Annotated in this window: 17 protein-coding genes; 9 read left to right on the forward strand and 8 right to left on the reverse strand. The window is 73.3% G+C overall.

Features of this window, described 5'->3' with window-relative positions; all coding sequences use genetic code 11:
* From LTT61_RS23580 to LTT61_RS23590, 3 genes are read right to left on the reverse strand one after another with little or no spacing between them, the layout of a single operon-like run.
* Complete coding sequence (locus LTT61_RS23580; RefSeq protein WP_233016235.1) at positions 1–639, reverse strand: Type 1 glutamine amidotransferase-like domain-containing protein; 639 nt, start codon at positions 637–639, stop codon at positions 1–3.
* Positions 639–1,472, reverse strand: a complete 834-nt coding sequence (locus LTT61_RS23585; protein WP_233016236.1) for a maleylpyruvate isomerase family mycothiol-dependent enzyme — start codon at positions 1,470–1,472, stop codon at positions 639–641. The genes LTT61_RS23580 and LTT61_RS23585 overlap by 1 nt, the downstream gene beginning before the upstream one ends.
* A 28-nt stretch (positions 1,473–1,500) precedes the next feature.
* A complete protein-coding gene (locus tag LTT61_RS23590) occupies positions 1,501–1,932 on the reverse strand; it encodes an HIT family protein (protein WP_233016237.1) in 432 nt (143 codons plus the stop codon).
* A 375-nt stretch (positions 1,933–2,307) separates the two neighbouring features.
* Here LTT61_RS23590 and LTT61_RS23595 point away from each other — a divergent pair, with 375 nt between their 5' ends.
* The 3 genes from LTT61_RS23595 to LTT61_RS23605 are packed head-to-tail and all read left to right on the forward strand — an operon-like array spanning position 2,308 to position 5,161.
* Entirely contained in the window at positions 2,308–3,423 is a 1,116-nt protein-coding gene (locus LTT61_RS23595) for a Re/Si-specific NAD(P)(+) transhydrogenase subunit alpha (protein WP_233016238.1), read from the forward strand.
* The gene (locus LTT61_RS23600) at positions 3,423–3,734 is read left to right on the forward strand and encodes an NAD(P) transhydrogenase subunit alpha (protein WP_233016239.1); all 312 of its coding nucleotides are present in this window, start codon (positions 3,423–3,425) and stop codon (positions 3,732–3,734) included. Before LTT61_RS23595 ends, LTT61_RS23600 begins: the two co-directional genes overlap by 1 nt.
* A gap of 5 nt (positions 3,735–3,739) precedes the next feature.
* Positions 3,740–5,161: an NAD(P)(+) transhydrogenase (Re/Si-specific) subunit beta gene (locus LTT61_RS23605; protein WP_233016240.1), complete on the forward strand. Its 1,422-nt coding sequence runs from the start codon at positions 3,740–3,742 to the stop codon at positions 5,159–5,161.
* Between the two features lie 25 nt (positions 5,162–5,186).
* Here the strand turns inward: LTT61_RS23605 and LTT61_RS23610 are convergent, their stop codons facing one another.
* Positions 5,187–6,380 carry an MFS transporter gene (locus LTT61_RS23610; RefSeq protein ID WP_233016241.1) on the reverse strand — a complete coding sequence of 398 codons (1,194 nt, stop codon included), beginning with the start codon at positions 6,378–6,380 and terminating at the stop codon, positions 5,187–5,189.
* A 110-nt stretch (positions 6,381–6,490) separates the two neighbouring features.
* Here LTT61_RS23610 and LTT61_RS23615 point away from each other — a divergent pair, with 110 nt between their 5' ends.
* Both LTT61_RS23615 and LTT61_RS23620 read left to right on the forward strand, forming a co-directional pair.
* A complete protein-coding gene (locus LTT61_RS23615; protein ID WP_233016242.1) occupies positions 6,491–7,444 on the forward strand; it encodes an AraC family transcriptional regulator in 954 nt (317 codons plus the stop codon).
* Positions 7,445–7,470: 26 nt separating this feature from the next.
* Positions 7,471–7,875 carry an acyl-CoA thioesterase gene (locus tag LTT61_RS23620; RefSeq protein WP_233021160.1) on the forward strand — a complete coding sequence of 135 codons (405 nt, stop codon included), beginning with the start codon at positions 7,471–7,473 and terminating at the stop codon, positions 7,873–7,875.
* Here LTT61_RS23620 and LTT61_RS23625 read toward each other — a convergent pair.
* The gene (locus LTT61_RS23625) at positions 7,864–8,664 is read right to left on the reverse strand and encodes an SDR family oxidoreductase (protein ID WP_233016243.1); all 801 of its coding nucleotides are present in this window, start codon (positions 8,662–8,664) and stop codon (positions 7,864–7,866) included. The genes LTT61_RS23620 and LTT61_RS23625 overlap by 12 nt on opposite strands.
* A gap of 10 nt (positions 8,665–8,674) precedes the next feature.
* On the reverse strand, positions 8,675–9,163 hold the full coding sequence (locus LTT61_RS23630) for an Lrp/AsnC family transcriptional regulator (protein WP_233016244.1): 489 nt from the start codon (positions 9,161–9,163) through the stop codon (positions 8,675–8,677).
* Between the two features lie 136 nt (positions 9,164–9,299).
* Between LTT61_RS23630 and pdhA the strand changes: the two genes are divergently transcribed.
* From pdhA to LTT61_RS23645, 3 genes are all read left to right on the forward strand, one after another.
* Positions 9,300–10,412: a pyruvate dehydrogenase (acetyl-transferring) E1 component subunit alpha gene (gene pdhA, locus LTT61_RS23635; protein ID WP_233016245.1), complete on the forward strand. Its 1,113-nt coding sequence runs from the start codon at positions 9,300–9,302 to the stop codon at positions 10,410–10,412.
* Positions 10,409–11,383, forward strand: a complete 975-nt coding sequence (locus tag LTT61_RS23640; protein ID WP_233016246.1) for an alpha-ketoacid dehydrogenase subunit beta — start codon at positions 10,409–10,411, stop codon at positions 11,381–11,383. Before pdhA ends, LTT61_RS23640 begins: the two co-directional genes overlap by 4 nt.
* 66 nt (positions 11,384–11,449) lie before the next feature.
* Positions 11,450–12,880: a dihydrolipoamide acetyltransferase family protein gene (locus tag LTT61_RS23645; RefSeq protein WP_420094828.1), complete on the forward strand. Its 1,431-nt coding sequence runs from the start codon at positions 11,450–11,452 to the stop codon at positions 12,878–12,880.
* Between the two features lie 98 nt (positions 12,881–12,978).
* Here the strand turns inward: LTT61_RS23645 and LTT61_RS23650 are convergent, their stop codons facing one another.
* A complete protein-coding gene (locus LTT61_RS23650) occupies positions 12,979–14,178 on the reverse strand; it encodes a benzoate/H(+) symporter BenE family transporter (protein ID WP_233016248.1) in 1,200 nt (399 codons plus the stop codon).
* 141 nt (positions 14,179–14,319) lie between these two features.
* On the opposite strand from LTT61_RS23650, the gene LTT61_RS23655 reads away from it, so the two are divergent.
* Positions 14,320–15,123, forward strand: a complete 804-nt coding sequence (locus tag LTT61_RS23655; protein WP_233021161.1) for a sulfurtransferase — start codon at positions 14,320–14,322, stop codon at positions 15,121–15,123.
* Position 15,124: 1 nt separating this feature from the next.
* On the opposite strand, the gene LTT61_RS23660 is transcribed toward LTT61_RS23655, so the two are convergent.
* Positions 15,125–15,823 carry an HNH endonuclease family protein gene (locus LTT61_RS23660; RefSeq protein ID WP_233016249.1) on the reverse strand — a complete coding sequence of 233 codons (699 nt, stop codon included), beginning with the start codon at positions 15,821–15,823 and terminating at the stop codon, positions 15,125–15,127.
* Between the last annotated feature and the right edge of the window lie 49 nt (positions 15,824–15,872).

The following is a 15,872-nucleotide window of genomic DNA, read 5'->3' on the forward strand; positions in this document are numbered from 1 at the left end:
TCAGTTCAGCAGCTCGGGCCGGCCGCCGTCGACGATCACCGCGTCGTCGTCGGTGAGGGCCCAATGCGGCTTGCCTTCGGCGCGGAAGCGCGCGGCGAGCCGGGTGCAGCTGCCGTCCGGGTCGGTGGGGGAGTCGATGTGCGGCACGATCGGGCGGTCGATCAGCCCGAGCCCGTCCCAGCGAGGTTCGGCGCCGGTGGCCGGACGCACCTCGGCCGGGTCGTCGGCCTCCTCGATGCCGTGCAGGTCCGGGCTCAGCAGGCAGGCGCCCGCGCTGTACCCGGCGTAGACGAGGGCATCGTCGGCGAGCAGCGCGGGCAGCACGGCGTCCGCGCCGCTGCGGGCGAACTGGGCGCGCAGCACGAAGGTGTTGCCGCCGCGCACCCAGAGCAGCGGGAACCCGGCGAGGGTGGCGCGCAGCTTCTCCGGCGCGCCCGCGTACTCGCGCAGGTCGACCACCTCGGGGCGGAAGCCGAGGCGCCGCAGCGGCACCTCGTCGCTGGTCACCGCGGAGTGCCAGGCGGCTGGCCAGGCGTCGCAGGCATTCGGGATCAGCCCGACCCGGCCCGGGGTGCCGACCAGCTCGAGCAGCCGGTCGGCGTGCGCGCCGAAGCGGTAGCTCGCCAGGAAGAGCCGCATCAGATGGTGAAGGCGAGCGAGCGCACGAGCCGCTTGCCGAGCTCGGTGTCGCCGCGCAGCGCGATCTCGCCCTCGTGCGCGGTGGCCGGGGTGCGGCCGCCGCCGAGCCGGGTGAAGAGCCCGGAGTCGAGGGCGATCGCGGCGTCCGGCGGGCCGTCGAGCGCGTCCACGAAACCGGCTCTGCCCGTGACCGCGACCCGCAGCGTGCGGGCGAGCGCGCCGCTCAGCTCGATCTCGATCCGCGCGCCGTCCGGCGCCTGCCCGCGCTTGACCAGCACCCGGGGGATCGAGCCGAGGAACTCCTGGAACGCCACCTCGCCGCGGCAGCCGCCCTCGGCCACGGTGACGCCGAGCGCGTCCGCGATGTCGATCTCGTGCATCCAGCAGTCGAAGAGCCGCACCCGCATGAAGCGGCCGTAGCTCACCTCGCCGATCGGCGAGGGGGTCATCGCGGCCCACGCCTCGGCGTCCAGCGCGCGCAGCGCGGCGGTGCGGCGCTCGGTCACCGAGGTGTAGAGCTCGAACAGCCCGGCGGGCGGCAGCGGGCGCAGCCGGTCCACCCAGATCTCGTTCAGCACGCCGGTCTCGTTGCGCACGTGCGGCAGCTCGCGCACGTCGACCTTGGGGCGCAGCGGGTCGGCGGCGGGCGGGCGCTCGCCGAGCAGCCAGGACTCGGTGCCGATCACGTGCGCCAGCACGTCGAAGACGGTCCAGCCGGGCAGCGCCGTCGGGGTGCGCCAGCCGGGCTCGTCCAGGTCGGCGACGAGGCGGCCGAGCGCCTGCCACTGCTCTGCCAACAGGTCGATCAGCTCGGCCTGCTCGGGTTCGCTCACCGGTGTGCTCCCTCGTGGTCGGTGTCGGTCATCGCGCGTCGAGCGCGGCCAGGCCGGCGCGGATCGCGGCGGCGGTGGATTCGGCGTCGTGCGGCCGCCGCAGCAGCAGCCCGGCGGCGAAGCGGGCCCTGTCGCCGGAGCGGCGCGGGATCACGTGCAGGTGCACGTGCCCGACGGTCTGGAAGGCGGCCTTGCCGTCGTTCAGCACCAGGTTCGCGCCGTCCGCGGCGAGCCCGCCGCGGCGGGCCGCGCGGGCCAGCCGGTGCCCGGTGCGGAAGACGGCGGCGCCGAGCTCGGGCTCCAGCTCGTCGAGCTCGGTGGCGTGGCTCCTCGGGATCACGAGCGTGTGCCCGCGGGCGATCGGTCGGATGTCGAGGAACGCCAGCACGTCCGCGTCCTCGTGGACGACGGTCGCGGGGGCGGTTCCGGCCACGATGGCGCAGAAGACGCAGTCGGTCACACCGAGCGACCTTACGGCGTACGAGCCGCGGGCGACACCCGCCATATGACACGCGTCACTCGTGTCGGAACCCCGTGTCGTGGCCGCATTCGCCGGGGGCGGGGGTACAGCGTGCCCGGCTGCCCGTTCCCGTCCGGTTTCACCTGCGGCGACGGCGGGAGGCGGCGCTCGGCGAATCCGGCGAAGCCGCGGGCACCGGGAAGACGCTGCGGAAATGCAAATTTGCGAAACCGGCGAAACAACAGTTGCGAACTTCGCCACGTGATCGGCATCTCAGCTACGCTCACCGCGGTCCGGATACAGTTGCGAGGATTCGACCTAGCTTACTCGCCAGTAACTTAGGGATCGCTGCCAGCACGAGAAGGAAACTGACAAGTGGAGACAACGCAGAGCGCAGGCGACCCGTCGCCGCGCGGCGCGCGTGTCGGGGTCGTACGCGAGTCCGGCACGGGCGAGCGGCGGGTGGCCCTGGTGCCCAAGATCGTTCCGAGTCTGCTCGCGAAGGGCGTCGATGTCGTGGTGGAGGCGGGCGCCGGAGCGGGCGCGCTGATTCCCGACGCCGCCTACGTGGAGGCGGGCGCGACCGTCGGCGACCCCTGGTCCGCCGATGTGGTGGTGAAGGTGGCCCCGCCCACCGACGCCGAGGTCGGCAAGCTGACCAGCGGGCAGACGCTGATCGGGTTCCTCGCCCCGCGCAACGCCGAGAACCAGATCGGCGCGCTGAAAACGGCGGGCGTGCAGGCGTTCGCCGTGGAGGCCATCCCGCGGATCTCGCGCGCGCAGGTCATGGATGCCCTTTCCTCGCAGGCGAACGTCGCCGGGTACAAGGCCGTCCTGCTGGCCGCCTCGGAGTCGACCCGCTTCTTCCCCATGCTGACCACCGCGGCGGGCACCGTGAAGCCGGCCACCGTGCTGGTACTCGGGGTCGGCGTCGCCGGGCTGCAGGCGCTGGCGACGGCGAAGCGGCTCGGCGGCCGGACCACCGGCTACGACGTGCGGCCCGAGGTGGCCGACCAGGTCCGCTCGGTGGGCGCGCAGTGGCTCGACCTCGGCATCGACGCGGCCGGTGAGGGCGGGTACGCCCGCGAGCTCACCGACGAGGAGAAGGCGAAGCAGCAGCAGGCGCTGGAGGATGCCATCAAGGGCTTCGACGTGGTGATCACCACCGCGCTCGTCCCCGGCCGCCCCGCGCCGCGACTGGTGACCGCCGCCGCGGTGGAGGGCATGAAGCCGGGCAGCGTGATCATCGACCTGGCCGGCGAGACCGGCGGCAACTGCGAGCTGACCGAGCCGGGGCAGACCGTGGTCAAGCACGACGTCACCATCGCCTCGCCGCTGAACCTGCCCGCCACCATGCCCGAGCACGCCAGCGAGCTGTACTCCAAGAACATCTTCGCGCTGCTCGACCTGATGCTGGCGGACGGCAAGCTCGCGCCCGACTTCGGCGATCAGGTCCTCGCCGATTCCTGCGTCACCCGTGAGGCGGTCTGATGTACACCGAACTGCTCGCGAACATCGCGATCCTCGTGCTCTCCGGGTTCGTCGGGTTCGCCGTCATCTCCAAGGTCCCGAACACCCTGCACACCCCGCTGATGTCGGGCACCAACGCCATCCACGGCATCGTCGTGCTCGGCGCCCTGGTGACGCTCGGCAAGGTGCAGGACCCCTCGATCGGCATCCAGATCATCCTGTTCGTCGCCGTGGTCTTCGGCACGCTGAACGTCATCGGCGGCTTCGTGGTGACCGACCGCATGCTCGGCATGTTCAAGGGCAAGAAGCCCGCCCCGAAGGCTGGTGAGTGAGTCCGATGGACAACTTGGTCAATATCCTCTACATCATCTCGTTCGCGCTCTTCATCTACGGCCTGATGGGGCTGACCGGCCCGAAGACGGCGGTGCGCGGCAACTGGATCGCGGCCTTCGGCATGGGGCTCGCGGTGGTCGCGACGCTCATCGCGGTGCGCGACACCGGCAACTGGATCCTGATCGTCGGCGGCCTCGTGGTCGGCGTCGTGCTCGGCGTCCCGCCGGCGAAGTACACCAAGATGACGGCGATGCCGCAGCTGGTCGCGGCGTTCAACGGCGTCGGCGGCGGCACGGTCGCGCTGATCGCGTGGGCCGAGTTCCTGGACACCACCGGGTTCTCGAACTTCAAGCACGGCGAGTCCCCGACCGTCCACATCATCGTCGGCTCGCTCTTCGCGGCGATCATCGGCTCGATCTCGTTCTGGGGCTCGCTCATCGCCTTCGGCAAGCTGCAGGAGATCCTGCCCGGCAAGCCGATCGGCCTCGGGCGGTTGCAGCAGCCGCTGAACCTGCTGCTGCTCATCGCCGCGGTCGCGGCCGCGGTGGTCATCGGGCTCGGCGCGAGCGACGGCGGCGCCGAGTGGTGGTGGATGGTGCTGCTGCTGGTCGCGGCGGGCATCCTCGGCCTCATGGTGGTGCTGCCGATCGGCGGCGCGGACATGCCGGTCGTGATCTCGCTGCTCAACGCGCTGACCGGGCTCTCCGCCGCGGCGGCCGGGCTGGCGCTGAACAACACCGCCATGATCGTGGCGGGCATGATCGTCGGCGCCTCGGGCACGATCCTGACCAACCTGATGGCCAAGGCGATGAACCGCTCGATCCCGGCGATCGTCGCGGGCGGCTTCGGCGGCGGCGGTGCTGCGCCGGGCGCGAGCGGAGACGGCGAGGCGAAGACGGCCAAGGCGACCAGCGCGGCGGATGCCGCGATTCAGATGGCCTACGCCAACCAGGTCATCGTGGTCCCCGGCTACGGCATGGCCGTGGCCCAGGCGCAGCACGCGGTCAAGGAGATGGCGGCGCTGCTCGAGGCCAAGGGCGTCGAGGTCAAGTACGCCATCCATCCGGTGGCCGGCCGCATGCCGGGACACATGAACGTGCTGCTGGCCGAGGCCGAGGTCTCCTACGACGCCATGAAGGAGATGGACGACGTCAACGGCGAGTTCAACCGGACCGACGTCGCCCTGGTGATCGGCGCGAACGACGTCACCAACCCGGCCGCCCGCGAGGACACCAGCAGCCCGATCTACGGCATGCCGGTGCTCAACGTCGACCAGGCCAGGAGCGTCATCGTGCTCAAGCGCTCGATGAACTCCGGCTTCGCGGGCATCGACAACCCGCTGTTCTACGCCGACCACACCTCCATGCTGTTCGGCGACGCCAAGAAGTCCGTCGGTGCGGTCACCGAGGAGCTCAAGGCGCTGTAGCCACGGTCCCGCCGAACGCCCCCGCTCAGGACCGAGCGGGGGCGTTCGGCGCGTCGGGGGCGACCACCCCGGCGAACCAGGAGCAGACCAGCACCAGTACCAGCGGCACCGCGAGCGCGGTGCCGAGCGGGACCAGCTCGGTGAGCCAGCCGATGATCGCGGGCCCGGCCAGCAGCCCGACGTAGCCGATGGCGAAGACCCGGGACATGTCGGTACCCGCCGACCCGCCGGAGCCGAGGTTGCCCGCGGCGGTGAAGATCTGCGGCACCCCGCCGGAGAGCCCGATTCCGCACAGCGCCCAGCCGAGCAGGGTGGCGGGCAGCCAGCCGGAGCCGACCACGAGCGCCAGCCCGAGCCCGGCCGTGACGCAGCCCCAGCGCACCACGAAGACCGGGCCGAAGCGCCCGCTCACCCGGTCCGCCACCAGCCTGCCCGCGGTCATGGTGGCGGAGAAGGCGGCGAAGGCGAGGGCCGCGGTTGACTCGGTGGTGCCGAGGTGGTCGCGGACCTGCAGCGCGCTCCAGTCGGCGGCCGCGCCCTCGGTGAGCAGCAGCACGAAGGCGATGGCGGCCAGCGCGAGAACCCGAAGCCCGCGGGCGCTGCGCGGTTTCGGCGCCGCGGCGGCCGCCGCCGGCTCCGGCTCGGGCAGCTCGCGCAGCAGCCGCGGGACCAGTGCGGCGGTGAGCAGCAGGCCGGTGGCGGCGGCCAGCACCAGGGTGAGCCGCAGGTCGAGCCCCGCGCGCTGGGTCGCGGCGCCGATCAGCGCGCCGAGGAAGCCGCCGCCGGAGAAGAGCGCGTGGAAGGCGGACATGATCGGCCTGCCGTAGGCCCGCTCGACATGCACCGCCTGGGTGTTCATCGAGACGTCGAGCGCGCCGTTGCCGAAGCCGAACAGGGCGAGCGCGAGCGCGAGGGTGAGCGGGCCGGTGGCGAAGCCGGGGCCGAGCACGCCGAGCGAGACCAGCACCGCGGCGGCCGCGACCAGCGCCCGGCTGCCGAACCGGTCGGCCAGCGGCCCGGTGATCCGCATGCCGACGATGCCCGCCCCGGCCAGCAGCAGGATGAAGGTGCCGAGCTGGGCGGGGGCCACCCCGGTGCGATCGGTGATCGCCGGGATGTGCACCACCCAGAGCGAGAGCAGCAGGCCGTTGAGCGCGAAGACGGTGAACACCGCGGCCCGCGCGGCGCGCACCGGGGGCGCCGGTGTCGTCGAGAGCATCGTCCCGACGGTACCGAAGCCGGGCGGGGCCGGAAAACCCTTTCCCGCAGCGCCGTTCCGTGCCGCGATCGTGCTCGACCGCGCGGCCGGGCGCCGTCTACCCTCGAACGGTGGACGCACTCGCCAGCCTGCTCGAGGGTCCCCGCGCCCGCGGCGCCTTCCTGATGTGCTCGCTGCTCGACCCGCCGTGGTCGCTGCGGATCCAGGACGAGGCGCCGCTCACCGTCGTCGTGATGGTGCGCGGGCACGCCTGGTTTCTCACCGACGACGGCGAGCGGCGCCGCCTCGGCACCGGCGACGTCGCGATCGTGCGCGGCCCCGATCCCTACACCGTCGCCGACGACCCGGCCACCCCGCCGCAGATCGTCATCCACCCGGGTCAGGTCACTAAAACGCCGGAGGGCGAGATCCTCTGCGAGACCCTGAGCCTCGGCGTCAGGCAGTGGGGCACCGACCCGCACGGCGCCACCGTCATGGTCACCGGCACCTACGAGTCGGTCGGCGCGGCCAGCCGCAGGCTGCTGCGCGCGCTGCCGCCGACCGTCGTGCTCGGCTCCGGCGAGGTGGACGGCAGACTGCTCGCGCTGCTGGTGGACGAGGTCACCGAGGACCGCCCGGCCCAGGGCGCGGTGCTCGATCGAGTGCTCGACCTTGTCCTGATCGCCGCGCTGCGCGCCTGGTTCGCCAGGGCAGAGGCGCCCGCCTGGTACCACGCCTACAGCGACCCGCTGGTCGGCAAGGCACTGCGGCTGCTGCAGCACAACCCCGCGCACGGCTGGACGGTGGCCGGCCTGGCCGAGGCCGTCGGCGCTTCGCGAGCGGCGCTCGCCCGCCGCTTCACCGAGCTGGTCGGCGAGCCGCCGATGGCCTTCCTCACCGAGTGGCGGCTTGCCCTCGCCGCCGACCTGCTGCAGGAGAGCGACGCCACCATCGAGGCGATCGCCAGGCAGGTCGGGTACGGCAGCGCCTTCGCGCTGAGCACAGCCTTCAAGCGGCACTACGGCGTCAGCCCGCGCGACCACCGGCAGGGCGCGGCGCCCGCTGAGCTATCGTCGGCCGGGTGACGCAGCAGTATCCCGTGCTCTGGCCGATGCCGACCCGGTGGGCGGACAACGACCACTACGGCCACGTGAACAACGTGACGTACTACTCGTACTTCGACACCGCGGTGAACGGCTGGCTGATGGCGGCCACCGGCACCGACATCAGGGAGCTGCCCGAGCTCGGCGTCGTCGCGCAGACCTCCTGCCGCTTCCACGGCTCGGTGAGCTTTCCGGACATGCTGCGGGTCGGCATCCGGGTCGCCCGGCTCGGCAACTCCAGCATCACCTACGACCTCGCCATCTTCCGGGAGACCGAGGCCGAGCCGGAGCTCGCCGCCACCGGCAGCTTCACCCACGTCTACGTGGACGCGGAGACGCGCAGGCCGGTGCCGATTCCGGAGGTTATCCGCAAGGCGGCGGCGACCATCGTGGCGGCGGAGCTACCCGCGTAGCGCGGCCTGGTAGCGGCGCATGCCGCCGATCCAGCGGTCGTAGTCGGCGCCCTTGTGCCGGTACATCTCCAGCACCTCGGGGTGCGGCAGGATCAGGAACCGCTCGGCCGCGACGCCGGCGATGATGTCGTCGGCGACCCGCTCGGGGGAGAGCACCGCGCCCGCCGTCGTCACCGCCCTGATCGCGAGGTCGCCGTCGGCCTCGGAGCCCTCGGGGACCATGCCGGTGTGCAGCAGCTGGGTGTCGACGCCCATCGGGCAGACGCAGCTCACCTTGACGCCCCGGTCGCCGTAGGTCACCGAGAGCCACTCCGCGAAGCCGACCGCCGCGTGCTTGGTGACGGCGTACGGCGCCGAGCCGAGCTGGGTGAGCAGCCCGGCCGCCGAGGCGGTGGTCACGAAGTAGCCGCCGCCGCGCTCCACCCAGCCGGGGACGAGCAGCTTCGCCGCGCGCACGTGCGCGAGCACATTGACCTCGAGCGCGGCCGCCCACTGCGCCTCGGTGGCGTCCAGCCCGCCGCCGCCCCCGATCCCGGCATTGGCGAAGTACAGCTCGACCGGGCCGAACTCGCGCTCGGCGGTCTCGATCGCGGCGCGGATGACGGCCTCGTCGGCGACGTCACCCGCCACCGCGGCGGCACCGGCCCGCTCGGCCACCGCGCGCACCGCGGCCTCGTCCAGATCGACGGCGACCACCCGCGCACCGCCCGCGACCAGCCGCTGCGTGAGCGCCGCGCCGATGCCGGCGCCCGCTCCGGTGACGACGGCGACCCTGCCCGAAATCTCCATGCCCCGCACCCTAGCCCGGCGGGCGGCCGGTCCGGGCCAGCCGCTGTAGCAGCGGGGTGCTGCGCGGGCCGACCAGCTCGCGCATGACCAGCGCCATATTGGTCCGCTCGACGCCGGGGATCTTCAGGATCTGCCCGGCGATGCGGTAGAGGTCGTCGGCGTCGGTGGCGACCACCCGGACGGTCAGGTCGGTCTCGCCGGTCATCCCGCACACCTCGGTGACCTCGGGCACCTCGGCCAGCTCGGCCACGACGGGGTCGAGCCGGTGCTGATCCACCACCACCGCGACGAAGGCGGCGAGCGGGTAGCCGAGGGCGCGCGGCTCGACCCTGCGCTCCACGCTGCCGAGCACGCCGCTCGCCTCCCAGCGGTTCAGCCTGGCCTGCACGGTGTTGCGGGAGAGGCCGAGCCGGGTGGCGAGCTCGACCCCGGTGGCGCGCGGGTTGTGCACGAGTTCGAGCAGCAGCCTGGCGTCGGTGGCATCGAGCGAACTGGACATGCGACGCAGTATGACACCGCGCGACCCCACCGGATTGCGCATTGTGCGCAGTCGTGTCGCCATCGGTTGCGCGGATGGCCTGATCGTGGATGCTGAGTGATATGGCTCACAAGGCCGGCACGACAGGAGGCGGCACATGTCCGAGAAACCGCGCGAGCGCACGTACCCCGTGCAACTGGTCCAGCCCGACGGCAGGCGCGTGCTCGACCCCGAGTACGCCGCGCTCGTCGCCGACATCGGCACCGCCGAGCTCCGCGAGTTCTACGCCGACCTGGTGATCGCGCGCCGGATCGATACCGAGGGCACCGCGCTGCAGCGGCAGGGGCAGCTCGGGCTGTGGGCGCCGCTGTACGGCCAGGAGGCCGCGCAGATCGGCTCGGCCCGCGCGCTGCGCCGGGACGACTACGTGTTCTGCAGCTACCGCGAGGCCGGGGTGGCCTGGTGCCGCGGCGTCGACCCGGCGGACATGACCCGGCTCTGGCGCGGGGTCGCGCACCACTGCTGGGATCCGGACGCCGTCGGCATGACCAACCCGGCCATCGTGGTCGGGGCGCAGGGGCTGCACGCCACCGGCTACGCCTACGCCGCGCACCTGGACGGCGCCGAACTCGCCACCGTCGCCTACTTCGGCGACGGCGCGACCAGCCAGGGCGACATCGCCGAGGCGCTCGGCTTCGCCGCGAGCTGGGCCGCGCCGGTCGTCTTCTTCTGCCAGAACAACCACTGGGCGATCAGCGCGCCGGTCCGGGTGCAGAGCGCGGTGCCGCTGGTCCGCCGGGCCTACGGCTACGGCATGCCCGGCATCCGGGTGGACGGCAACGACGTGCTCGCCGTGCTCGCGGTGACCAGGCAGGCGCTCGCGCGGGCGCGCTCCGGCGGCGGCCCCTCCTTCATCGAGGCGCTCACCTACCGGATGGGGCCGCACACCACCGCCGACGACCCCACCCGCTACCGCGCGGCCGCCGAGGCCGACGAGTGGCGTGGCCGCGACCCGATCGACCGGGTGCGCAGGCTCCTGGAGCGGGAGTCCGGCTGGGACGTGGAGTTCGAGCGCGAGGTCGGCGAGCGGGCCGATGCCGTCGCGCACCGCCTGCGCAGCGCCACGCTGGAGCTGCCGGACCCGGCACCGGAGACGCTCTTCGACCACGTCTACGCGACCCCGCACGCCGAGCTCGAACGGCAGCGGGCAGCGTTCGCGGAGTACCTCGCCGACGAGCGGGGCCCGGCGCGGCAGGGGGTGCCGGCGTGATCACCACCTTCGCCGCCGCGCTGAACGCCGGACTGCGCGCCGCGCTCGACGACGACCCGAAGGTCGTGCTCATGGGCGAGGACGTCGGCAGGCTCGGCGGCGTCTTCCGGGTCACCGACACGCTGCAGAAGGACTTCGGTGAGCACCGGGTGATCGACACCCCGCTGGCCGAATCCGGCATCATCGGAACGGCTTTCGGCATGGCGCTGCGCGGCTACCGGCCGGTCTGCGAGATCCAGTTCGACGGCTTCGTCTACCCGGCCTTCGACCAGATCGTCTCGCAGGTCGCCAAGATCCACTACCGCACGCAGGGCAAGGTGCGCGCCCCGCTCACCATCCGGATCCCGTTCGGCGGCGGCATCGGCTCGGTGGAGCACCACTCGGAGTCGCCGGAGGCGTACTTCGCGCACACCGCGGGGCTGCGGGTGGTCGCGCCGAGCACGCCCGATGACGCGTTCCACATGATCAGGCAGGCCGTCGCGCTGGACGACCCGGTGATCTTCTTCGAGCCCAAACGCCGGTACTGGGACCGCGGCGAGGTCGATGTGGAGGCCACGCCCACGCTCCCGCTCGACCGCGCGCGGGTCTGTGTCCAGGGCGACGACATCACGATCGCCGGGTACGGCGGCACCGTCGCCACCGCGCTGAAAGCGGCCGAAATCGCGGCGGCCGAGGGACATTCGGTCGAGGTGATCGATCTGCGCAGCCTGAGCCCGCTCGACCTGGACACGGTGGCGGAGTCGGTGACGAAGACCGGGCGGCTGGTGGTGGTGCACGAGGCCCAGGTCTCCGGCGGTATCGGCGCCGAACTCGCCGCGCGGATCTCCGAGCGCTGCTTCTACCAGCTGGAGTCCCCGGTGCTGAGAGTCGGCGGCTTCGACATCCCCTACCCCCCGGCTAAGCTCGAGAAACACCACCTGCCCGACGCCGACCGCATTCTGGCCGCGGTCGACCGCTCCCTCGCCGCTTGAATCGCTCCGTGAGAGGTGTCCCCCGTGCACGATGCCGCCGTTCGAGACCCCGCCACCCCCGGTCCGGTGCTGGAATTCCGGCTACCCGACCTGGGCGAGGGGCTCGCCGACGCCGAGCTCGTCTCCTGGGCCGTCGCGGTGGGCGACGAGGTGGAGCTGAACCAGGTGATCGCCGAGGTGGAGACGGCGAAGGCGGTGGTGGCGCTGCCCTCCCCGTTCGCCGGGGTGGTCGCGGAGCTGCTCGCGCAGCCGGGCGAGACGGTGCCGGTGGGATCGCCGCTGATCCGGGTCAGGGGCAAGGGTGATACCGCCACGCCGGTGAAATACTCCGCGCCGGAGCCGATTTCGGGCGCGCCGCAGGGCGGGGTGCTCGTCGGCTACGGGCCCTCCGTGGACGCGGATTCGCGGCGCGGGCCGCGCGGTGCGGCCGAGGCCGCCGGTACCGCCGCTCGCGCCGAGCCGGCCGCAGGCCGGCCGTCGGCGGTTGCCGGTGATATCGCGAATTCCTCTCTGGTGCAGCGCAATCAGGCTGCGAACGGGCGCCCGCGCTCGCCGCTCGGGGGCGACCCGAAGGCGCGCAGGGCCGCGGCGACGCCCGCGGCCCGCAAGCTCGCCAAGGAACTCGGGATCGACCTGTGGTTCCTGGCCGGCTCCGGCCCGGAGGGCGCGGTCACCGTCGACGACGTGCGCGCCGCCGTCCCCATCTCGCAGCCCCGCCGCGCGTCCGGCGCCGAGCCCGCCGATCCCGAACCGCACGTCGCCTCGGACGCGCGCACCGGCGTCATCCGCCCGGTGTCCAGGGAGACCCGCACCCCGATCGCCGGGGTGCGCAAGCGCACCGCCGCCGCCATGGTGGTGAGCGCGCGGACGATTCCGCAGGCGGGCGCCTCGACCACGGTCGATTTCACCGCCGCCATGGAGCTGCTCGACCACCTGCGCAACACCGCCTCGTTCGAGGGGCTCCCGCTCACCCCGCTCACCCTGGTGGCGAAGGCGACGCTGGTCGCGCTCGGCGACTTCCCGGACCTGAACGCCTTCTGGGACGACGCGAACCAGCAGATCGTCACCAAGCACTACGTGCACCTCGGCATCGCGGTGGCCACCGAGCGCGGCCTGCTCGTCCCGAACCTCAAGGAGGCGCACACCCTGTCGCTGCGCGAGCTCTGCCGCGAGCTGGGCTGGCTGGTCGAGACCGCGCGGGCGGGCAACGCCGCCCCCGCCGACCTGCGCGGCGGCACCTTCACCATCACCAATATCGGCGTGTTCGGGGTGGACAGCGGGGTGCCGCTGGTGAACCCGGGCGAGGGCGGCATCCTCTGCCTCGGCGCGGTCCGCAAGCGGCCCTGGGTGGTGCGCGACGAACTGGCCGTGCGCTGGGTGACCACGCTCGGCGTCTCCTTCGACCACCGGATGATCGACGGCGACACCGGCGCCCGCTTCCTCGCCGACATCGCGCACCTGCTGGAGGATCCGCTCACCCTGCTCAGCCGGGGCTGAGCCGGGGACGGGCCGCCGATCGCCCGGCGGGCTCGCGGGCTCGCGGGCTCGCGCTGCCTGCCGCGCGGTCACTCCCGGCCGAACGGCACGCGCGCTCCTCAGCCGGGGGCGACCGTGCGTCGGGACAGCGCGGCGCGCACGAGCAGCCCGGCCAGCAAGGCCCAGAACGCGGCGCCCACCCCGAGGAAGGCGACCCCGGAGGCCGCGATCAGGAAGGTCACCACCCCGGCCGTCCGATGCTCCTCGTCGGCGAGCGCACCGGTCAGCGAGGTGGCCAGGGTGGCGAGCAGCGCCAGCCCGGCGACCGTCTCCAGCACCCCCGCCGGTGCGGCCGCGACCAGCGTCACCAGCGCGGCCGATGCCGGGGCGAGCACCAGGTAGCAGCCGCCCGCGGTGAACGCCGCGACCCAGCGGCGCGCGGGGTCCGGGTGCGCGGACGGCCCCGCGGCCAGCGCCGCGCTGATCGCGGCCAGGTTGATGGCGTGCCCGCCCGCCGGGGCGCCGAGCACGGTGCCGATGCCGGTGACGGTCATCGCCGCCCGCCACGGCGTCCGGTACCCGAACGAACCGAGCACCGCCGTCCCCGGAATGTTCTGCGACGCCATGGTGACGATGTACAGCGGCACCGCGAGCCCGATCACGGCCTGCCAGCTCCAGTGCGGCCAGGTCAGCTGTAGCGCCGGGATCATGGCGCCCGCGTCCAGCGGGGTGTCGCGCACCGCGATGGCGATCCCGGCGCCGGCCGCCGCCGTGCCGAACGCCGCGAGCACCGCCCAGCGCGGCGCGAACCGGGTCAGCACCAGCCACACCGCGATCACCGGGAGCACCACCGCGGGCGAGCTGCGCACCGCCTCGACCGGCGCCAGGCACAGCGGGACGAGCACCCCGGCCAGCATGGCCTGCGCGATCGGCACCGGGATCGCGGCAACCAGCGAGCCGAGCCGCCCCCACAGCCCGGTCAGCACGATCAGCGCCCCCGTCAGCGCGAATGCCCCGACCGCAGCGGGCCAGCCGCCCGCCACCGCGCCGGTGCTCGCCAGCAGCGCCGCGCCCGGCGTCGACCAGGCCAGCGTGATCGGCATCCGGAACCAGCGGCTCAGCAGCAGCATCCCGATCGCCTGCGTCACGCAGAGCGCGGCCAGCCCGGAGGCGGCCTGCGCCTGCGTCGCGCCGACCGCGGTGATCCCGGCGAGGACCACCGCGAACGAGCTGGTGAAGCCGACCAGCGCGGTCACCACGCCCGCGCCGACTGGTTGCGCCGGGTTCGCCTGTAGTTCGGGACCGTTCACCTCCGGCATCCTGCACCCCGGCGCCCCCGATGTCCGTAGCCGGTCCCGCTGAACTGGCCCGATTCTCGTAACCCGCGCGCGCTAGGGTGGTCGGATCCGCACGCGAGGACGCGTGACCGGCGACTACGAGGAGCTGTGGTGAGCGGGGTACTGATCTTGCCGTCCGACCTGCGCGCGAAGGTGGCGGAAGGTCGGCTCCGGCTATTGGATGTGCGCTGGGCACTCGGGGATCCCGAAGGCGCGCAACATTATTCGGACGGTCACATTCCGGGCGCGGTCTTCGTCGACCTGGATATCGAGCTCGCCGCGCCGCCGTCGCCCGCCCGCGGCAGGCATCCGCTGCCCGACCTCGCCGCGCTACAGCAGTGCGCCAGGAGCTGGGGAATCAACCAGGGCGACGCGGTCGTCGTCTACGACGCCACCGGTGGCCTCGCCGCGGCCCGCGCCTGGTGGTTGCTGCGCTGGGGCGGGATCGCCGACGTGCGGATCCTGGACGGCGGGCTGCCCGCCTGGGTCGCCGCCGGTGCGCCGGTCGCGGCAGGCGCCGAGGCCGAGACGCCGTTCGGCGACGTCGTGCTGACCCCGGGCAACCTGCCGGTCATCGATGCCGACGCCGCCGCCCGATGGCCCGGCGCGCTGCTCGACGCCCGCGCCGCCGAGCGGTTCCGCGGCGAGACCGAGCCGGTCGACCCGCGCGCCGGGCACATCCCCGGCGCGGTGAGCGCCCCCACCGCCGAGAACCTGGACGGCGACGGCCGCTTCCGGCCCATCGACGACCTGCGCGCACGCTTCGCCGGGCTGGACGGGCCGGTCGCGGTGTACTGCGGGTCGGGGGTCACGGCGGCGCACCAGATCGCGGCGCTCGCCGTGGTCGGGATCGAGGCGGCGCTCTACCCGGGCTCCTGGTCGCAGTGGGCGCACGACCCCAAGCGGCCGGTGGCGACCGGGGCCTGAGCTACGGGCAGCGCGCGGCGATGTCGCGCAGCGCGGCGCTGTCGTCGGCGGTGAGCGGGAGGTCGTAGTCGGCCGCGACGCTCAGGTACTTGCCCGCGTAGAAGCAGTGGCCGGAGATGGCGGGCGGGAGCCACTCGCCCGGCGTGCCGTCGCTCTTGGCCTGGTTGGTCGCGCCTGCGGTGGCGACCAGGTTCACGGTGAGATCGTTGGCGAAGCGAATTCTTCGCGCCTGCGGCCAGGCGGCGGCGCCCAGATCCCAGGCGGCGGCCAGCGGGAAGACGTGGTCGATCTGCACGGCCCCGGCGTCGGACTTGTCGAAGGTGATGTGGGTGCCGGTGTACGGGTCGTCCAGGCCGCCCGCGAGCACCACGCAGTTCCGCGTGCCCGGGCGGAACTGCACCGCTGTCAGCTGGGCGGCGAGCACGTTGTTGCGGGTGTCGCAGCCGTCGTGCCCGCCGGGGGCGTCGCTGGCGTCGGTCCAGGACTCGCCGAAGACGCAGCCCTGGCCGTCCTTGCACCCCCGTTCGTACCCGCCGGGGTGCGGGCGCTCCGGCACCACCCGCACCTGTCCCAGCAATTGCTCGAGCTCGGCCCGGGTCGGGCTGCCCGGGGCGGGGGCCGGAGCCGGGCCGAGCACCGAACACCCGGCAGCGAAGACGACGGTGAGAGCGACGAGCAGGCGGAGCAGCGGCGCGGTCATGGCTCACCTCTGTACCGCGCGGCACCGACAGGCCGCGGTCTTCGCTGCC

Origin of the sequence: Nocardia asteroides (assembly GCF_021183625.1) — a bacterium.
GTDB classification, from domain to species: domain Bacteria; phylum Actinomycetota; class Actinomycetes; order Mycobacteriales; family Mycobacteriaceae; genus Nocardia; species Nocardia asteroides_A.